The 17,793-nt window shown below is 74.8% G+C and carries 15 protein-coding genes; 7 read left to right on the top strand and 8 right to left on the bottom strand.

Annotated features, from left to right (window positions below; genetic code table 11):
* Window positions 1–71: 71 nt before the first annotated feature.
* Together BJ984_RS04655 and BJ984_RS04650 are read left to right on the top strand one after the other, a co-directional pair.
* On the top strand, window positions 72–1,643 hold the full coding sequence (locus BJ984_RS04655; protein WP_179547033.1) for a glycoside hydrolase family 1 protein: 1,572 nt from the start codon (window positions 72–74) through the stop codon (window positions 1,641–1,643).
* A 36-nt stretch (window positions 1,644–1,679) separates the two neighbouring features.
* Window positions 1,680–2,666 carry a LacI family DNA-binding transcriptional regulator gene (locus BJ984_RS04650; protein ID WP_179549311.1) on the top strand — a complete coding sequence of 329 codons (987 nt, stop codon included), beginning with the start codon at window positions 1,680–1,682 and terminating at the stop codon, window positions 2,664–2,666.
* Between the two features lie 60 nt (window positions 2,667–2,726).
* On the opposite strand, the gene BJ984_RS04645 is transcribed toward BJ984_RS04650, so the two are convergent.
* Window positions 2,727–2,900, bottom strand: coding sequence for a CsbD family protein (locus BJ984_RS04645; RefSeq protein WP_179547032.1), 174 nt, complete (start codon window positions 2,898–2,900; stop codon window positions 2,727–2,729).
* A gap of 123 nt (window positions 2,901–3,023) precedes the next feature.
* Window positions 3,024–4,121 carry a Glu/Leu/Phe/Val dehydrogenase gene (locus tag BJ984_RS04640; protein ID WP_179547031.1) on the bottom strand — a complete coding sequence of 366 codons (1,098 nt, stop codon included), beginning with the start codon at window positions 4,119–4,121 and terminating at the stop codon, window positions 3,024–3,026.
* 109 nt (window positions 4,122–4,230) lie between these two features.
* On the opposite strand from BJ984_RS04640, the gene BJ984_RS04635 reads away from it, so the two are divergent.
* Window positions 4,231–4,725 carry an Lrp/AsnC family transcriptional regulator gene (locus BJ984_RS04635; RefSeq protein ID WP_179547030.1) on the top strand — a complete coding sequence of 165 codons (495 nt, stop codon included), beginning with the start codon at window positions 4,231–4,233 and terminating at the stop codon, window positions 4,723–4,725.
* Window positions 4,726–4,867: 142 nt separating this feature from the next.
* Here BJ984_RS04635 and BJ984_RS04630 read toward each other — a convergent pair whose 3' ends face one another.
* The 6 genes from BJ984_RS04630 to BJ984_RS04605 all read right to left on the bottom strand — a co-directional run bounded on the left by BJ984_RS04630 (window position 4,868) and on the right by BJ984_RS04605 (window position 11,345).
* On the bottom strand, window positions 4,868–5,884 hold the full coding sequence (locus tag BJ984_RS04630; RefSeq protein WP_179547029.1) for an iron-siderophore ABC transporter substrate-binding protein: 1,017 nt from the start codon (window positions 5,882–5,884) through the stop codon (window positions 4,868–4,870).
* A 114-nt stretch (window positions 5,885–5,998) separates the two neighbouring features.
* Window positions 5,999–6,949, bottom strand: a complete 951-nt coding sequence (locus BJ984_RS04625) for an ABC transporter ATP-binding protein (protein WP_179547028.1) — start codon at window positions 6,947–6,949, stop codon at window positions 5,999–6,001.
* Complete coding sequence (locus BJ984_RS04620; RefSeq protein ID WP_271206400.1) at window positions 6,946–8,079, bottom strand: FecCD family ABC transporter permease; 1,134 nt, start codon at window positions 8,077–8,079, stop codon at window positions 6,946–6,948. Before BJ984_RS04620 ends, BJ984_RS04625 begins: the two co-directional genes overlap by 4 nt.
* Complete coding sequence (locus BJ984_RS04615) at window positions 8,076–9,152, bottom strand: FecCD family ABC transporter permease (protein WP_179547027.1); 1,077 nt, start codon at window positions 9,150–9,152, stop codon at window positions 8,076–8,078. Before BJ984_RS04615 ends, BJ984_RS04620 begins: the two co-directional genes overlap by 4 nt.
* Window positions 9,149–10,189 (bottom strand): siderophore-interacting protein, encoded by a 1,041-nt coding sequence (locus tag BJ984_RS04610; RefSeq protein ID WP_179547026.1) that lies wholly within the window; start codon window positions 10,187–10,189, stop codon window positions 9,149–9,151. Before BJ984_RS04610 ends, BJ984_RS04615 begins: the two co-directional genes overlap by 4 nt.
* 7 nt (window positions 10,190–10,196) lie before the next feature.
* Window positions 10,197–11,345 (bottom strand): glycosyltransferase, encoded by a 1,149-nt coding sequence (locus tag BJ984_RS04605; protein ID WP_179547025.1) that lies wholly within the window; start codon window positions 11,343–11,345, stop codon window positions 10,197–10,199.
* 74 nt (window positions 11,346–11,419) lie between these two features.
* Here BJ984_RS04605 and BJ984_RS04600 point away from each other — a divergent pair, with 74 nt between their 5' ends.
* From BJ984_RS04600 to BJ984_RS04585, 4 genes are all read left to right on the top strand, one after another.
* Window positions 11,420–12,331: a WcbI family polysaccharide biosynthesis putative acetyltransferase gene (locus BJ984_RS04600; protein ID WP_179547024.1), complete on the top strand. Its 912-nt coding sequence runs from the start codon at window positions 11,420–11,422 to the stop codon at window positions 12,329–12,331.
* Entirely contained in the window at window positions 12,328–13,317 is a 990-nt protein-coding gene (locus BJ984_RS04595) for a glycosyltransferase (RefSeq protein WP_179547023.1), read from the top strand. The genes BJ984_RS04600 and BJ984_RS04595 overlap by 4 nt, the downstream gene beginning before the upstream one ends.
* On the top strand, window positions 13,314–14,657 hold the full coding sequence (locus BJ984_RS18890) for a glycosyltransferase family 2 protein (protein ID WP_271206399.1): 1,344 nt from the start codon (window positions 13,314–13,316) through the stop codon (window positions 14,655–14,657). The genes BJ984_RS04595 and BJ984_RS18890 overlap by 4 nt, the downstream gene beginning before the upstream one ends.
* A 107-nt stretch (window positions 14,658–14,764) precedes the next feature.
* Window positions 14,765–17,782: an aminotransferase gene (locus BJ984_RS04585; RefSeq protein WP_179547021.1), complete on the top strand. Its 3,018-nt coding sequence runs from the start codon at window positions 14,765–14,767 to the stop codon at window positions 17,780–17,782.
* The last annotated feature ends 11 nt before the right edge of the window (window positions 17,783–17,793 follow it).

Raw genomic sequence — 17,793 nt, 5'->3', positions numbered from 1 at the left:
GTACACTGCAGAGAGCGCTCTCTCGCACCCGGAGCGAGCGTGCAGCACCAGGCAAAGGAGCAGTGCCCCGCATGACCACCTCATTCCCGCCCGGATTCCTCTGGGGATCGGCGACCGCCGCCGCGCAGATCGAGGGCGCCGCCTTCGAGGACGGCAAGGAGGCCTCGGTCTGGGACACCTTCTCCCGCGTTCCCGGTGCCGTGCTGAACGGCGACACCCCCGACGTCGCCGTCGACCACTACCACCGCATGCCGGAGGACGTCGCGCTGATGAAGCGGCTCGGCCTGCAGTCGTACCGCTTCTCGACGAGCTGGGCGCGCATCCGCCCCGGTGACCGCGACGTGAACCCCGCGGGGCTCGACTTCTACTCGCGGCTCGTCGACGAGCTGCTCGAGGCGGGCGTGCTGCCCTGGCTGACGCTCTACCACTGGGACCTGCCGCAGGCCGTCGAGGAGAAGGGCGGCTGGGCGAACCGCGACACCGCCTACCGCTTCGCCGAGTACGCCGAGATCGTGCACGGCGCCCTCGGCGACCGCGTCGCCAACTGGACCACCTTCAACGAGCCGTTCTGCTCCTCGCTGCTCGGCTACGCCTCGGGCGTGCACGCCCCCGGCCGCCAGGAGCCCGCCGCCGCGATCGCCGCCGTGCACCACCAGCACCTCGGCCACGGTCTCGCCGTGCAGCGCCTGCGCGAGCTCGGCGCCCAGCACATCGGCATCACGCTGAACCTCACCAACGCCATCCCGAAAGACGCCGGCGACCCGGTCGACCTCGAGGCCGCCCGCCGCGTCGACGCGCTGAACAACCGCATCTTCCTCGACCCGCTGCTGCGCGGGGAGTACCCCGACGACATCCGCACCGACCTCGCCGACCTCGGCCTGACCTTCGGCGACGACGCCCTGGTGCGCCCGGGCGACCTCGAGATCATCGCGCAGCCGCTCGACTTCCTCGGCGTGAACCACTACCACGACGACATGGTCAGCGGGCACCCGCTCGAGGTGCCGGCCGATCCGTCGCTCGTGCCGGCCGATCCGCACGCGGTGGCCGGGGGCATCCGCTCGGTGGGCTCGCCGTTCGTCGGCTCGGAGTACGTGACCTTCCCGCTGCGCGGCCTGCCGCTGACGGGCATGGGCTGGGAGGTCAACCCGAGCGGGCTGACCCGTCTGCTCGTGCGCCTCGGCGAGGAGTACCCGACGCTTCCGCCGCTCTACGTCACCGAGAACGGCGCCGCCTACGACGACGAGGTGTCGGCCGACGGCGCGATCCACGACGAGCTGCGCACGAAGTACATCGTCGACCACATCCGGGCGGTGTCGGATGCGATCGCCGCCGGCGCCGACGTGCGCGGCTACTTCGTCTGGTCGCTGCTCGACAACTTCGAGTGGGGCTGGGGCTACGGCAAGCGCTTCGGCATCGTGCGGGTCGACTACGAGACGCTCGAGCGCATGCCGAAGGACAGCGCGCTGGCGTACGCGGCGCAGATCGCGGCGGCCTCGGCCTCCGCTGCGGCGGGCGCGGGTTCGGGCGCGGGCGCGGCTTCAGCTGCGGCTGCGGCTTCGGCTGCGGCTTCGGCTTCGGGCGTCTCCGACGGGGCGACGGATGCTCGGGCCGTCGACCCGGCGTCGGCCGGCGTGCTCGGCTAGCCGGTGAATCGGGGCGCACGCACGCCGACGCTCGAGATGGTGGCCGCCGAGGCCGGCGTCTCGCGTGCCACGGTGTCGCGGGTGGTGAACGGATCGACCTCGGTCGCGCCCGACATCATCGCGCAGGTGCAGGCGGCGGTCGCGCGGCTCGACTACGTGCCGAACCGCGTCGCCCGCTCGCTCGCGAGCCGGCGGGCCGACGTGATCGCCCTGATCGTGCCGGAGTCGGCGTCGACGGTGTTCGCCGACCCGTTCTTCGCGCCCGTCGTGCGCGGCGTCGCACGGGTGCTCGGCGACACCGACTACACGCTGAACCTGCTGATCGCGTCGGAGTCGCGCCCCGAGAAGACCCGCCGCTACCTGCAGGGCGGCAACGTCGACGGCGCCCTCGTGGTCTCGCACCACGCCGAGGACCACTCCTACGTCGGCCTGGGCTCGGCCCTGCCGATGGTCTTCGGCGGGCGGCCGCTCATCCCCGGCCTGACCGACCGGCACCACGTCGACGTCGACAACGTCGACAGCGCCCGCCGAGCCGTCGCCCACCTGCTCGGCCTCGGCCGCACGCGCATCGGCACGATCGCCGGGCGGCAGGACATGCCCGCGGGGCTCGACCGGCTGGTCGGCTGGCGGGAGGCCGTGGCGGCCTCGGGGGCGGGACGCGCATCCGTCGACCTCGTGGAGTTCGGCGACTTCACGCAGGACTCCGGGGCCGAGGCAGCCGAGCGGATGCTCGCCCGCGAGCCCGGGCTCGACGCCCTGTTCGTGGCGAACGACCAGATGGCGGCCGGCGCGATGCGGGTGCTGGCGGCACACGGGCGGCGCGTTCCCGACGACGTGGCGGTGATCGGCTTCGACGACGACACCTTCGCGGCGACGTTGAGCCCACCGCTGACGACCGTGCGGCAGCCCGCGATGGAGTTCGGCGAGGCGATGGCCGAGGTGCTGATCGCGCTCATCGCGGGCGAGGACGTGCCGCGGCGCACGGTCATCCCGACGTCGCTCGTGCGGCGCGGCTCGGCCTGAACGCGAACGGCCCCCCGCCCCGGAGGGTGGAGGGCCGTGTCGGCTGCTGCGATCGCGCGGTCAGTTCTTGAACGCGTCCTTGACGTTCTCGCCGGCGTTCTTCAGGTCGGCCTTCGACTGGTCGGCGCGGCCTTCCGCCACCTTCGAGTCGTCGTCGGTCGCCTTGCCGAAGGCCTCCTTGGCCTTGCCGCCCAGCTTCTCCGCCGCGTTCTCGATCTTGTCGCCTGCACTCATGGGTGGGCTCCTCTCTCGTCGGTGGGGGCTGATCGCCCTCACCCACCACTGTGGACCTCTCGGGCCGGCGCGCAACCGACTCACAGCCGCCGCTCACCTGCGCTCGCCGATCGGCGACAGGGGTCAGGCCGCGAGGCGGCGGGCCACCAGGAGGTCGGCCGCGCGGGACGGCGTGAGCGCCTCGGCCTCGGCCAGCGCCAGCACCTCGTCGAGGCGGGCGCCGAGGGCGTCGATCTGCGCCAGCACCTCTTCGCGCGACGAGCCGGGCGAGCCGAGGTGGATGACGCCACCCGCGTTCACCACGTAGTCGGGTGCGTACAGGATGCCGCGCGCCGCCAGCCGGTCGCCGCCGTCGGCCTCGGCGAGCTGGTTGTTCGCCGGGCCCACCACGGCGAGGCAGCGCAGCTCGTCGATGACGGTGCCGCTGAGCATGCCTCCGACACCGGCCGGCACGAAGACGTCGGTGTCGAGGCGGTGCGCGTCCGCCGGCGACACCCACGTGGCGCCGAGCTCCTCGACGGCCGCTCGGCGCGCCGGGTTCACGTCGGTCGCGCTGACCACGGCACCGGCCTCGACGAGCATGCGGGCGAGCCGGCTGCCGACCTGCCCGAAGCCCACGATGGTGACCCGCAGGCCCTCCGGCGAAGCGAAGCGGATGCGCGGCAGCACCGCGAGCAGAGCGCTGTGCACCCCGCGAGCCGTGTACTCCCCCGGGTCGCCGTGGCCGCCGTCGGCCTCGGGCAGCCCCACGACCGCGGAGGTCTGCCTCGCGACGACCGCCATGTCGGCCGAGCCGGTCGCCACGTCCTCGGCGGTGACGTAGGAGCCGTCGAACGACGCGACGAGGTCGCCGAGGTCGAGGAAGGCCGCCTCGCGCCGGTCGGCGTCGAGAGGCTCGTCGGGTGCCATGATCACGGCCTTGCCGCCGCCGTGGGCGAGGCCGGCCAGGGCGTTCTTCGCGGTCATGCCGGCCGAGAGGCGCAGCGCGTCGGCGACCGCGTCGTCGACCGTGTCGTAGTGCCAGAGGCGGCAGCCGCCGAGGGCCGGCCCGAGTCGCGTCGAGTGCACGGCCACCATCATCACGAGGCCGGAGCGCGCTCCGCGGACGACCTCCACCCGCTCGTGCCCCGCGGGATGCGGGCGGGCGGACAGCAGCGAGGCGGCGGGCGCGGTCGGGGCTGCGGTGGCGTGTGTGGCGGCGTGGTCGGCGGTGATCGTCATGGTCACCATGATGAGATCGCGCCTCGCTGACCACAAGAGTGACTACTCTGAGTGGTCAGAACGCCCAATCACGCCCAGCTCAAGCCGCCGAGACTGATCGGAATGACCGATGACCACCGACCCGACCGCGACCCCGGCCGCCCCGCGAGACACCGATCCGCTCCTGGATGCGACCGACCGGCGCATCCTGAGGGAGCTCGACCGGGTGCCGCGCGCGACCGTGGCGCACCTCGCCGAGCGCCTGAACCTCGCGCGCGGCACCGTGCAGGCGCGCATCCGTCGCCTGTATGACGGCGTTCTGCTGCCCGAGACGACGAAGGTGCCCGCCGCCGCGGTGGGCCGGCCGCTGCGCGCGTTCGTGACCGCCGAGATCGACCAGGCGCGGTTCGAGGGGCTGATCGACGAGATCGCGCGCATCCCCGAGGTGGTGGGCTGCCTCGGCATCTCGGGCGAGAGCGACCTGCAGATCGAGGTGATCGCGGTCGACGCCGACGACGTGTACCGCATCACGCAGGCGCTGATGGAGTGCCGGGGCATCCGCCGCACCTCGACCGCGATCGTGCTGCGCGAGCTGCTCGGGCGACGGATGCACCAGCTCCTGTAGCGCGCGGTGCGATGCCGGGGCGCCGACGACGAGACCCGCGCCGCCCCGCGGCACGGCAGGACCGGCGCCGAGGGTGTGGGGCCCCCGGCGCCGGCGTCTTCCGAGCGCACGCGGTGCGGCGGCACGGCCGCACCGCCGAGCGCTACTTCGTCGCGGCGGCCAGCGCGTCGACGAGCTGGTCGAGGCCCCAGGGCAGCGACAGCGCGGTGGGCGGCGACACGGCGGCGATGTACTGCGTGCCCACGAGCTGCGCCACGTTCCCGGCCTGCACGGCGGGGATGACCGAGGTCTGCGGCGCGGTCAGGAACGCGTCGGCCTCGGCCTGCGTGTCGGAGTAGCTCAGCACCACGTCGGCCTGCAGCTGGTCGAGCTGCTCGTAGCTCAGCGTGTAGAAGAAGGTCGAGTCGCCGTTCGCCAGCTCGTCGACCGCCGGGGCGCTCTCGAAACCGAGGTCGAGCATGAACTCGACGCGCGGGTCCTCCTTCTTGTAGACGTAGAAGGTGCCGGCGACGTCCCAGACGGCGGCGATGGTCTTGCCCTCGAACTCCGGATGCGCGGCGGCGGCCTCGGCGAGCTGGTCGTCGATGCCCTGCAGCACCTCGGTGGCCTGCTCGTCCTTGCCGAGCGCCTTGCCGACCGTGGTCACGACGTCGCGCCACGGGGTGCTCCACGCCTGGTCGGGGTAAGCGACCGTGGGGGCGATCTGGCTGAGGGTCTCGTACTGCTCCTCGGTGATGCCCGAGTAGACGGCGAGGATCACGTCGGGGTCGGCGGCCGCGATCGCCTCGTAGGGCGGCTCGTCGTCGATGGTCTCGGGGAGGATCTCGGGCAGCTCGGCGCCGGCCGTCTCGACGGCCTCCTTCACCCAGGGCAGAACTCCGTCGTCGTCGCCCGCGTAGGAGTCGAAGGGGATGGCGACAGGGATGGTGCCGAGCGCGATCGCCGCGTCGGTGCTGCCCCAGCCCAGGGTGACCACGTTCTGCGGGTCGGCCGGCACCGTGGTCTCGCCGAAGGCGTGCTCGATGGTGACGTCGCCGCCGGTCGCGGCGGAGTCGGTGGCGGGGGCGTCGCCCGAGGCGCCGGTCGAGCATCCGGCCAGCACCAGGGCTGTGGCGAGGGCGGATGCGGTGAGGGCTGCGAGCTTCAGTCGGCGGGGCACGGGTGTCTCCAGTCGGGGTCTTCAGGATGCTGTGGAGTAAGGCTTGGCTTACCTAACAACCATAGGGCATCCGGCCGCGCGGTCAAACAGCCGGGCGGTCACACAACCAGGCGGTCACACCGCCGAGCTCGCCCCGCCGCCATGGAACCGGCCCTTGGGCACGACCATCGGCGACCCGCTCACCGGATCGGCCACCACGAGCGACTCGAGGCCGAACGCCGTGCGCACCGTCTCGGGCGTGATGACGTCGGCGGGTGCGCCCTCGGCGACGATGCGGCCGGCCGACATCACGATCAGGTGATCGGCGTACCGGGCCGCGAGGTTGAGGTCGTGCAGCACCATCACGACCGTGATGCCCTGCACCCGGTTGCGCTCGTGCAGCAGGTCGAGCACCTCGATCTGGTGCGTCACGTCGAGGAAGGTCGTGGGCTCGTCGAGCAGCAGCACGTCGGTCTGCTGGGCGAGGGCCATGGCGATCCAGACGCGCTGGCGCTGGCCGCCCGAGAGCTCCTCGACGCGGCGCTCGGCGATGGCGAGCGTGTCGGTGGCGCGGAGCGCGTCGTCGACGGCGCGGTCGTCGTCGCCCGTCCACTGGCGGAACAGGCCCTGGCGCGGGAAGCGGCCGCGGCCGACGAGGTCGGCGACCGTGATGCCCTCGGGCGCGACCGGCTGCTGCGGCAGCAGGCCGAGCTGCGTCGCGAGGCGGCGGCTGGGGAAGCGGTGCACCTCGGTGCCGTCGAGGGTCACGGTTCCGCTCTCGGGGCGCAGCAGCCGGGCGAACGAGCGCAGCAGGGTCGACTTGCCGCACGCGTTCGGTCCGACGACGACGGTGACCCGCCCGTCGGGGATGACGACGTCGAGGCCCTCGACCACCCGCCGCCCGTCGTAGGCGAGCGTGAGGGCGTCGGCCCGCAACTCGTGCGGCTCGGGCGACGGATGCGCGGCGGCGCGATCGGGGCCGGTGGCGTCGTGGCCGGTGGCGTCGAGGCCGGTGGCGTCGGGGCCGGTGGTGTCGGGGCCGGGCCCGGTGACGGCGGCGGCGCGGTCGGGTGGGTGGGAGGTCATGCGGCTCCTCGGGTGCGGTTGCCCCGCGCGAGCAGGGTGAGCAGGATGGGCGCGCCGACGAGGCCGGTCACGATGCCGACGGGCACCTGCAGCCCGGCGACGGCGTGCTGGGCGAGCACGTCGGCGCCACCGACGACCACGGCGCCGACGAGGGCGCTGGCGACGAGGGCGGGGCCGAGTCCGCCGACGAGGCGCCGCGCGATCGGCGCCGAGACGAACGCCACGAACGCCACCGGGCCTGCGGCCGCCGTCGCCACCGCCGCGAACGCCACCGCGACGAGCAGCAGCAGCAGGCGCACCGGGGTCACGCGCACCCCGAGGGCGGTGGCGGCCTCGTCGCCCAGCTGGAGCATCCTGAGCCGCGGAGCGAGCACGACGAGGGCCGCCGCCAGCACGAGGGCCGCGACCCCGGTGACGACGAGCTCGGGCACCTGCACCGTGCCGATGCTGCCGACCAGCCAGAGCAGGGCGCCCTGGGCGTCACGCACGTCGGCGCGGGTGAGGAGGTAGCCGATCAGGGCCTGGGCGAGGAAGGCGAGGGCGATGCCGATCAGCACGAAGCGCGAGCCGGCGGCGCCGCCCGATCCGACGGCGCCCGAGCGGCCGACCCGGCCGGCCAGCAGCAGGATGAGCGCCGCCGCGAGCACGGCCCCGGCGAACGCCGCGCCCGAGACGGCGAGGCCGCTCGCGCCGAACAGCAGCACCGCGGTGACCGCCGCCGCGCTCGCCCCCTGCGAGATGCCGATGATGTCGGGGCTCGCCAGCGGGTTGCCGAGCAGGCTCTGGAAGACGGCGCCGGCCAGCCCGAAGCAGGCGCCGACGAGCAGGGACAGGGCGAGCCGCGGCGCGCGCAGGCCTAGGACGACGAAGCGGTCGCCTCCCGAGCCCTGTCCGACGGCGGCGGCGAGCACGTCCTGCGGAGCCACCACGCGGTCGCCGAGCATCAGCGCCAGCACGGCGATCACCCCGAGCAGCAGGGCGAGCAGCCCGCACACCACGACGAGACGGTGGAGTCCCGCGGCCCGCACTCGGCGCAGTGCGCCTCCGCCCGACGGCGGCGGTGCAGGCGCGACGCTCGGAGCGGCCTCACCCGCCACCGCGCTCACCGCGCCCACGCCCACGCCGCTCACCGCGTCACCGCCCGGTCGCGGCGCACGAGCGCGATCAGCACGGGCGCCCCGATCAGGGCCACCACGATGCCGGCCTCGAGCTCCGCGGGCTGCGCGATCAGGCGCCCGACGGTGTCGGCGAGCACGAGCAGCATGGCGCCGAGCGGCACCGAGTACAGCAGGATCCAGCGGTAGTCGGTGCCGATCATCCGTCTCGCCAGGTGCGGCACGACCAGCCCGACGAAGACCAGCGGCCCCGCGAGCGAGGTCGCCGAGCCGCAGAGCAGGATGATCGCGACCCCCGCCACGACGCGGGTCAGCCCGACCCGCTGCCCGAGCCCGCGCGCGACGTCGTCGCCGAGCGCCAGGCCGTTCAGCCCGCGGCCGAGCACCAGCGCGAGCACCGCGCCGACCACGAGGAAGGGCACCAGCGGCAGCACCGTCGAGGCGTCGCGGCCGACCAGCGAGCCGACCGACCAGAAGCGGTACTGGCCGAGGGTGTCGAGGTCGCGGAGCAGCACGAGCGTGATCAGCGAGGTGAGCACCGCGGTCACCGCCGCTCCGGCGAGCGTGAGACTGAGCGGCGTGGGCCCGGTGCGCCCCGAGGCCACGACGTAGACGACGATCGCCGCGAGCGCCGCACCCGCGAAGGCGAACCAGATGTAGCCGATCGGGCTCGTGACGCCGAACACGGAGATCGCGACCACGACGGCCAGCGATGCCCCCGAGTTCACGCCGAGCAGCCCGGGGTCGGCCAGCGGGTTGCGGGTCAGCCCCTGCATGAGCGCCCCGGCGAGCCCCAGCGCGGCGCCCGCGACGAGCCCGATCACCGTGCGCGGCACGCGCAGGTCGAGCACGACCATCTGCTCGGTCGAGGCGCCGTCACCGCTCGCGGCGCCGCCGCCGCCCGCACCCGTCAGTGCGCCGACGACCGTGCCGAAGTCGATCGCCCGTGACCCGAGCAGCAGGCTCAGCGCCACCGCGACGACGACCCCCAGCAGCAGCCCGACCAGCCCGAGCAGGCGTGCCGGCCGGCCCCGCGACCCCTGCCGGGCGAGGCGAGCGGATGCTGCCGCCGGAGCGGCCCGCGTCATGACCCCTCGGCCTTGCCGCGTCTCCAGTAGCCCATGAAGGCGACCTTGCGGCGGTCGACGCCGACCTCGCTCACCAGCAGCCGCCGGAGGGCCTTGATCGCGGCGGACTCCCCGGCGAGCCAGGCGTAGAACCGGCCGTGCACGTCGACGGGCGAGTCCCAGAGCATGTCGACGTCCACGTCGATGTCGGCGAGCTCCTGAGCGCCGTCGGCCAGGGCCGGGGCGATGGCCTCGCGATGGGTGTCGAGCCAGCCGCGCACCGCATCCTGCAGCACGCCGCCCTCGTCGCGGGCGAGCCAGGTCACCGAGCCCTCGGCGGCGGTCTGCACCGGCTGCGCGTCGTCGGAGCAGGGCACCTCGATGAAGGCGTGCGCCCGGGTGCCGGCCGGCAGCGACTCGAGGATCGCGCAGATGGCCGGAGCCGCCGTCTCGTCGCCGGCGAGCAGGTAGTCGATGGCCTCGCCGGGCCGCCAGTCGAGACCCAGGGCGTAGTCGCGGCTGCGGTCGTCGGGCCCCACGATGATCAGCTCGTCACCCGCCCGGGCGCCCGCGAGCCAAGCGGCGGCGGGGCCGTCGGCGGTTCCGGTGGCTGCGCCGTCGAGGGGCGGATGCGCGGCCGGCGCGGCCCCGTCCGCCGCCTCCGTCGCGTCCCGGCCGGCGGCATCCGGTGCCGTGTGCACGACGAAGTCGACGTCGAGCTCCCGCTCGGCGGAGCGGATGGCGCGCACCGTGTAGGTGCGGATGGGGTTCTGCGCCTCGGCCGGCAGCATGCGCCAGCGCTCGTACCAGGTGCCGTCGGAGAGCACGGCGGGGTCGTCCCAGCCGCAGTCGCCGAAGCTGCCGTCGGCGTGCGGGAGAACGAGCTTGATGCGCTGGTCGAGGCCCGCGGTGCCGAAGTCGCCGAAGTCGGGGCCGGTGAAGGTCACCCGGCGAAAGCACGGGCTGAGCTCGACGACGCGCACGACCTCGGCCCGGAACGGGCGGTACGAGGGACGCCCGTCGCGATCCGATTCCGTGCGGGGCACATAGGTAAGCATTACCTAATTATGCACGCACGTCCCCGAGGGCGCGACGGTAGACCGCGGTGTGCGCCCGGGTGATGCCGTCGTGCTCCGCGTCTCGCCGGGCCCGGCGGGCCGCGACGACGGCGGCGCGCTCGGGCGAGCCCGGAGAGGTCGCGAGCTCGAGCGCCCGGGCGAGCAGCGCCTCCGGAGCCTCCCCGGCGCCGCCTCTCACGACCCCGTCGGGCAGCTGCTCGGCGATGAAGCCGTGGCCGTCGTCGACCACGACGGCGCCGAGGTCCCAGCAGAGCTCCGCCCAGCCGGAGTGGGTGCCGTGGGAGTAGGGCATCACGGCGACGTCGAGCCCCGCGATCCAGCGTTCGAGCTCGACATCGCTCTGCCGCGGGCCGCGCTCGAGGGTGAGGCCGCCCTCGAGGTTGAGGCCGCGCTCGAGGGTGAGGCCGCCCTCGAGGCTGGTGCCGCCCTCGAGGGTGAGGCCGCCCTCGTCCTGCACGAACCGCTCGAGCTCGGCGGCCGTCGCCTCGTCGCGCACCCGCTCGTCGAGCCGCAGCACGGCGTCGACCGGTCGCCCCGCTGCGGCGAGCGCCCGGGCGCCGGCGGCCAGCGAGCGTGCCACCGCGAGCGCGTCGATGTTCGGCCGGAGGTCGCGGAGGTGCGCGCCGAGGCGCGGGCGCGCATCCGGAACCCGCTCGACCGACGGGTAGTGCTCGGCGATACGGGGGTGCGGCACGACTGTGGCCGGGCGGCCCCAGCGCTCCGCGACGACGGCGGCGGCCCCCGGGCTGAGCGTGATGAGCTCGTCGGCGGCGGCGATCACGGCGTCGAGCCGCACGAGGTGCTCGGCCTGGTCGACGAGCTGCGGGTTCTCGAGGTCGTGCACGGTGAAGACGATCGGATGCCCGGCGGCACGCACGAGTCCGAGCGCCTCGACCAGCTGAGCGGTGGGCACCGACTCGAGACCGAAGTGCACGTGCAGCAGGTCGAAGCCGTCGAGGTTCTCGCGCAGGTAGGACGGGTCGAAGAGGGCGGGCGGCCACCACTGACCGGGCGGGCGGCCGAGCTCGGGGTCGGGCAGCAGGCGGGTGAGCCCGGGGCCCGGGGTGACGGCCCGCACGTACGGATGCCCTGCCGGGACGCTGGCCACGCGGATCGGGTTCGGGCGCGCACTCATGTCGGTTCGAGGCTAGGCCGAAGCGGGGGGTTCCGCTCGTGCGGGTCTCCCGCTTTCGGACGAGACTGGGGAGAGTGACCCCGACCCCTGACGACGCGCGCCGTCGGCACTACAGCGCGTTCTACTCCCGGCCCGCGGTCGGTGCCGGCGAGACCGTGCTGCTCGCGCTGGGCAACTGCCAGGCCGAGTCGCTGCGCCTCGTGGTGCCGCCCTCGGCCGCGACGACCGTGCGCATCCCGCCCGTGCACGAGCTGACCGACGACGACCTGCCCTTCCTCGGGGCCTGGCTCGAGCGGGCGGATGCGGTGGTCGCCCAGCCGATCCGCGACGGCTACCGCGGGCTGCCGCTCGGCACGCGCGAGCTGCTCGCGCAGACCCGGCCGGGCACGCGGCACGCGGTGCTGCCGGTCATCCGCTTCGCCGGGCTCTACCCGCGGCACCTCATCATCCGGCCGCCGGAGGACCCCTCGGCATCCCCGCCGCTCGTGGCGTACCACGACGCCGCCGTGCTGGCCGAGGCGGCCGGGCTGCGGCTGCCCGCCCTGACCGTCGACGCGGTGCGCGCGGTCGCCGCCGAGTCGATCGCCGCGCTCCGCTCGCGGGAGGAGCGGCACGGATCGGTCGTCGCCTCCGACCTCTTCGCCGCGCCCACGTTTGCGCTCATGCGCACGATCAACCACCCGGGCAATCCCGTCTGGGCGGCGCTCGGCGAGCGCGTGCTCTCGCAGCTGGGACTGCCGGGGCCCGCGGCCGACCCGGGCGGGCCGCTGCTCGACTCGGTGCACGCGCCGCGCGAGGCCGTGGTGATCGAGGCCTTCGACCTGCCCGAGGAGCCGACCGTGGACTGGATCGTCGACGGGCGGTCGCTGTCGGCGGAGGACGTGCGCTCGGCGCACCTGGCCTGGTACGCCGAGCACCCGGGAGCCGTCACCGCCGGGCTCGCCCGGCACGCCTCCACACTGGGCCTGCTCGGGCTCGCCTCGTGACCGGGGCTCTCCCCCGCCTCCACATCGGAGGCGACCCGCGGCACGGGGTGACGCGGTACGCGCAGCAGCTGGCCGACGCGCTCGGCGCCGGCGTCGGACAGCCGGAGGGCGGTGCCGGTGCGGGTGCGGCCGCGCATCCGCACCGTCGGCATCTGCACTTCACCGACCGGCTCTTCGGGCCCGACCCCGACGCCGCCGCGGCCGCCGTGGAGCTGCTCGCCTCGGGCGGCCCGTTCTCGGTGACGCTTCACGACGTGCCGCAGCCCTCCGACGGCGACGAGGGGCTGCGGCTGCGCTCGGACGCGTACCGCCGCGTGATCGACGCCGCCGCAGGGGTCGTGGTGAACAGCGAGCACGAGCTGCGGCTGCTGCGGCGGCACACCTCGCGGGCGGCGCGGGCGGCGGTCATCCCGTTGCCGGTGGATCCGCATCCGGCCGCGGACACCGTGCGGGTCGCCGACCCCACGGTCGGCGTGCTGGGATTCGTGTACCCGGGTAAGGGGCACGACCGGGTCATCCGCGCGGTCGCGGCACTGGCGGGCTCGGCGGGCGTGGAGGTGCTGGGACGGGCATCCGCCGGTCACGAGGGCGACCTCTCGGCGCTCGCGACGCTCGCCGGGTCGCTCGGTGTGGGCTTCACCGTGACGGGCTACCTCTCGGATGACGAGCTGCTGGCCCGCAGCCGGCAGACCACGGTGCCCGTCATCGCGCACGAGCACGTCTCGGCCTCGGGGTCGCTCGCGTCGTGGCTGAGCGCGGGGCGGCGGCCGGTCGTCGTCTCGAGCCCGTACATGGAGGAGATGGCCGAGCTGCACGGCGGATCGCTCACGCTGACGACCGCCGACGAATTGCCGGCGGCCATCGCGGCGGCGCTCGAGGACCCTTCGAGCACGTGGCTCGACGACGCCGCCCGCGGGCGGCTCGGGCCCGACACGGGGAGGGTCGCGGCGCTGTACCGGGAGTTCTGGCGGGGGGTCGCGTGGTGAGCGGGGTCGAGAGCGGCGCGGTGCGGGTGCCGGGGAACGACTGGACGGTGCTCGACGGGGTGCGGCCCGAGCATCCGCCGTTCGTGTCGGTGGTCGTCGTGCACTACGAGCAGCCGGGCGATCTCGCGCGCACGCTCGGCGCGCTGGCGCGGCAGACCCACCCGCAGGATCTGCTCGAGGTGATCGTGGTCGACGACGGCTCGGCCTCGGCGCCCGAGGTGCCGCCGGGGGTGCGGCTGATCCGGCTGCCGGATCGCGGTTTCCGGGCCGCCACCGCGCGCAATCGGGGCGCCGCCGTCGCCCGGGGGTCGGTGCTGTGCTTCCTCGACGCCGACACCGCGCCCGAGCCCTCGTACGTCACCGAGCTGACGCGGCTGCCGGCGGTGCGCGACGACGCCGTGACGGTGGGGCGGAGGCGGCACGCGGCCTTCTCGCCGCCTGCCGTCGCCTCTCCCGTCGAGCTCGCCGGCCCCGCGGCCGAGCTGCCCGAACCCGCGTGGCTGCGCGACGCCTATGCCCGCTCGCACGACCTCCTCGACGCCGACCACCGCTCGTACCGCTACGTCATCTCCTCGGTGCTCGCCTGCTCCCGCGCCTTCTTCGCCGCGACCGGCGGCTTCGACGAGAGCTTCGACGAGTACGGCGGCGAGGACTGGGAGTGGGCCCATCGCGCCTTCACCCGCGGCGCCGTCCTCGCCCACGTGCCCACCGCGGTGGCCTGGCACAACGGCCCCGACGTCAGCGGACGCAGCGACGACCCCGACGAGCTCCGCCGCCGGATGAACCGCGAGACCCTCCTCCTCCTCAACCGCATCGGCGTGCCCGGGTCGGTCGGCCGCGGCCTCCGCAGCGCCGCCCCCGACATCGTCGTCACGCTCCCGTCGGGCACCCCCGCGGCGACCGCCGTCTGCGCCGATCTCATCCTCGAGGCCCTCCCCACCGCCCGCGTCGTGGTCGACGACGCCCTCGCCGCCCTCTTCCCGGGTGACGACCGTGTGCTGGGGCGAAGCTCCGCCACCACCAGCAGAGCGGATGCCCGCGTCACCGTCACGACCGACACCCTCTTCACCGTCCCCCGTGCCGACCGCGCGGCCGTCTGCACCGCCCTGTCCCGGGCGACCGACGACGTCGGCACCGCCGACCTCGGATGGGTGGAGCTCCACGACCCCGCCCCCGCCGGCCCCGCCCTCATCGTCTCCGTGGCCGCAGCACGCGCCGAGCACCGCCGCGAGCGTCGCCCCGACGCGCACGAGTTCACGACCGAGCGCCGCCCGGCGGCCCTCCGTGCCCTCCCGCCCGAACCCGAACTCGCGGCCCACCTCGGCGGCTGGGCCGACTGACCCGACCGTCCCGTCGAGTTTCCACACCGTGCGTCAGGTCGACGCGACTGTCCACAACGTGGGTCAGGTGGGCGCGGGGCCTGGGCCGCCTTCGAGATACTGAGGGCATGCACCAGCCTTCTGCCCCGCGCCGATCGTTCGCCGAGACCGTCACGGCGGCGCCCGACGTGTCCGAGGGGCAGGCCGCCGAGATCGCCGCGGAGGTGTTCGGGCTGGCGCGCGAGGGCCTCGAGGCGACGTCGCTCGGCAGTCAGACCGACGCGAACTTCCGGCTGCGTCCGGGTCCTGGTGCCGCGCCGCTGCTGCTCAAGGTCGCGAACCCGTCGACGTCGCTCGCCGAGCTCGAGGCGCAGTCGGCCGCGGCGGATGCGGTGCGCGCGTCCCCGGGCGACGTCGCCACCCCTCGCACCCACCCGGCACTCACCGGCGAACAGGTCGGCACCGCCGTCGTCGACGGCGCCGGGCTGCCCGTGCGCCTGCTCGACTTCCTCGAGGGGTCGACGCTGTCGGGCCCCGGCTACCTCGCGCCATCGGTCGTGGCCCGGCTGGGAACGCTCGCCGCCCGTTCGGTGCAGGCGCTGGCGGCGTTCGCGCATCCGGGAGCCGACCGCGACCTGGAGTGGGATCTGCGGAACGCCCGCCACCTCGTCGACGACCTGCTGCCCTTCGCCGACGCCGCCACGGGCGCATCGCTGCGGGCGGCGATGGACACCGTGTGGCCGGTCGTCGAGGGGCTCGACCCCGGGCTGCGGCGGCAGGTCGTCCACGGTGACATCACCGACGACAACGTGGTGGCGCAGCGCGACGAGGCCGGGCGCCTGCAGCCGTTCGGCGTCATCGACATCGGCGACGTGATGCACTCGTGGCGCATCGCCGAGCTGGCGGTGACGTGCTCGTCGGTGCTGCACCACTCCGACGCGACGGTGCTGTCGGTGCTGCCGGCGGTGACGGCGTTCCACGCGCTGGTGCCGCTCGAGGCCGCCGAGGTCGATGCGCTCTGGCCGCTCGTCGTGGCCCGGGCGGCCACCCTCGTGGCGAGCGCCCACCACGCGGCCGCGATCGACCCGGGCAACGAGTACACGGCGGCGAACGCGGCGCACGAGCACCGCATCCTCGAGGTGGCGACCTCGGTGCCGGCGCCGGTCGTCACGGCGGCCCTCCGCGCGGCGCTCGGCCTCCCGGCGCCCGGGTCCCTGGCGCTCGGGCTCCGGGCGCCCGGGCTCCTGGCACCGTCGCTGCCGGTGCCCGCGGCCACGTCGCCCCTCCTCCCGGGCCTCGTGGGCCGCCCGCTCGCGACTCTCGACCTCTCCACCACGTCCCCCGCACTCGCCCGCGGCCGCTTCCTCGACCCCGACGCCGAGCGCGCCCTGGCCGCCGCGACCCTGGCGGCCGAGGCACCCGCCGTGGCCACGCGTTTCGGCGAGCGCCGTCTCACCCGCACCCGGCTCGACGACCCGCACGCGCCCACCGCGGCCCTCGGCGTCGAGCTCCACCTCGCCGAGCCCCAGGGCGTGCACGCCCCCTGGGCCGGCACCGTCACCGTCGACGGCGAGCGGATGCTCCTCCGCAGCCCCACCGCCACCCTCGAGCTCACCGGCCTCACCCCATCCACCCTCGGCCCGGCCGGCACCACCCCAGCCGCACCGGCCGCGGTGACCGCGGGCGACCTGCTCGGCAGCGCCGCCACGCACCTCGCGATCCGCGTCCTCCACCCCGATGCCGACCCGGCCACCACGCCCTGGTTCGCCACACCCGAGCTGGCCGAGGCGTGGGGCGCCCTCGTCGGCGACCCGACGTCGCTGCTCCCCGACGCGGCGGCGCGCGCATCCGCCGGCCCGCACGAGGGCGAGGGGCTGCTCGCGCGGCGGGAGCGGTCGCTCGCCGAGGTGCAGGAGCACTACTACGCCCACCCGCCGCAGATCGAGCGTGGCTGGCGGCACCACCTCGTCGACACCCACGCGCGCGCCTACCTCGACATGGTCAACAACGTGGCGTCCGTCGGTCACGCCCACCCCCGCATCGCCGATGCGGTGAGCGCCCAGCTCGAGCTGCTCAACACGAACTCGCGGTTCAACTACGCGAGCATCGTCGAGTTCTCCGAGCGGCTGGCGGGGCTGCTGCCCGACCCGCTCGACACCGTCTTCCTCGTGAACAGCGGCAGCGAGGCCGTCGATCTGGCGCTGCGCATCGCCTGGGCGCGGGCCGGTCACCAGCACACGGTCGCGCTGCGCGAGGCCTACCACGGGTGGACCTTCGCGTCCGACGCCGTCTCGACCTCCGTCGCCGACAACCCGGGGGCGCTCGAGTCGCGGCCGCCGTGGATCCACGCCCTCGACACCCCCAACTCCTACCGCGGCCGCCACCGCGGCACCGACGCGGCCCGTTACGGGCCCGAGGCCGTGGCCCGCATCGAGCAGCTCGCCCGCGACGGCCGCGCCCCGGCCGCCTTCATCGCCGAGCCCTTCTACGGCAACGCGGGCGGCCTGCCCCTGCCCGACGGCTACCTCCGTGCGATCTACCCCGCGGTCCGCGCCGCCGGGGGCCTCTGCATCGCCGACGAGGTGCAGGTCGGCTACGGCCGCCTGGGCGAACACTTCTGGGGCTTCGAGGAGCAGGGCGTCGTGCCCGACATCGTCACGGTGGCCAAGGCGGCCGGGAACGGGCATCCGCTCGGTGCGGTCGTCACCACGCGGGAGATCGCCGACGCCTACCGCTCGCAGGGCTACTTCTTCTCGTCGGCGGGCGGCAGCCCGGTGAGCTCGGTGGTGGGGCTGGCGGTGCTCGACATCATCCGCGACGAGGGGCTGCAGGAGAACGCGCGGGTCGTGGGCGCCCACCTCAAGGCCCGCCTGCAGGCACTCGGCGAGCGGCACGCGCTGATCGGGGCGGTGCACGGCCTCGGCCTCTATCTCGGCGTCGAGTTCGTGCGCGACCGCGTGACGCTCGAGCCGGCGCCGCTCGAGACCGCGGCGGTGTGCGAGCGGATGCTCACCCGCGGCATCATCGTGCAGCCCACCTCCGACCGGCAGAACGTGCTGAAGATCAAGCCGCCACTGACGCTGACCACGGCCGACGCCGACCGCTTCGCGGACGAGCTCGACCGCGTGCTGACGACGGGGTGGTGACGCCCGCGCCG

The organism is Herbiconiux flava, from assembly GCF_013409865.1.
GTDB lineage: Bacteria > Actinomycetota > Actinomycetes > Actinomycetales > Microbacteriaceae > Herbiconiux > Herbiconiux flava.
The sequence above is the reverse complement of the archived record's forward strand: the minus strand, read 5'-3'. Positions and strand labels throughout refer to the sequence as shown.

Coding starts and splice junctions, on each gene's coding strand:
- BJ984_RS04640 (WP_179547031.1), bottom strand. CDS start 4,121: ATGACGATCACCGCCGACCACGCCGCCACACACGCCACCGCAGCCCCG.
- BJ984_RS04625 (WP_179547028.1), bottom strand. CDS start 6,949: ATGACCTCCCACCCACCCGACCGCGCCGCCGCCGTCACCGGGCCCGGC.
- BJ984_RS04635 (WP_179547030.1), top strand. CDS start 4,231: ATGACCACCGACCCGACCGCGACCCCGGCCGCCCCGCGAGACACCGAT.
- BJ984_RS04655 (WP_179547033.1), top strand. CDS start 72: ATGACCACCTCATTCCCGCCCGGATTCCTCTGGGGATCGGCGACCGCC.
- BJ984_RS04645 (WP_179547032.1), bottom strand. CDS start 2,900: ATGAGTGCAGGCGACAAGATCGAGAACGCGGCGGAGAAGCTGGGCGGC.
- BJ984_RS04650 (WP_179549311.1), top strand. CDS start 1,680: ATGGTGGCCGCCGAGGCCGGCGTCTCGCGTGCCACGGTGTCGCGGGTG.
- BJ984_RS04610 (WP_179547026.1), bottom strand. CDS start 10,189: ATGCTTACCTATGTGCCCCGCACGGAATCGGATCGCGACGGGCGTCCC.
- BJ984_RS04585 (WP_179547021.1), top strand. CDS start 14,765: ATGCACCAGCCTTCTGCCCCGCGCCGATCGTTCGCCGAGACCGTCACG.
- BJ984_RS04615 (WP_179547027.1), bottom strand. CDS start 9,152: ATGACGCGGGCCGCTCCGGCGGCAGCATCCGCTCGCCTCGCCCGGCAG.
- BJ984_RS04605 (WP_179547025.1), bottom strand. CDS start 11,345: ATGAGTGCGCGCCCGAACCCGATCCGCGTGGCCAGCGTCCCGGCAGGG.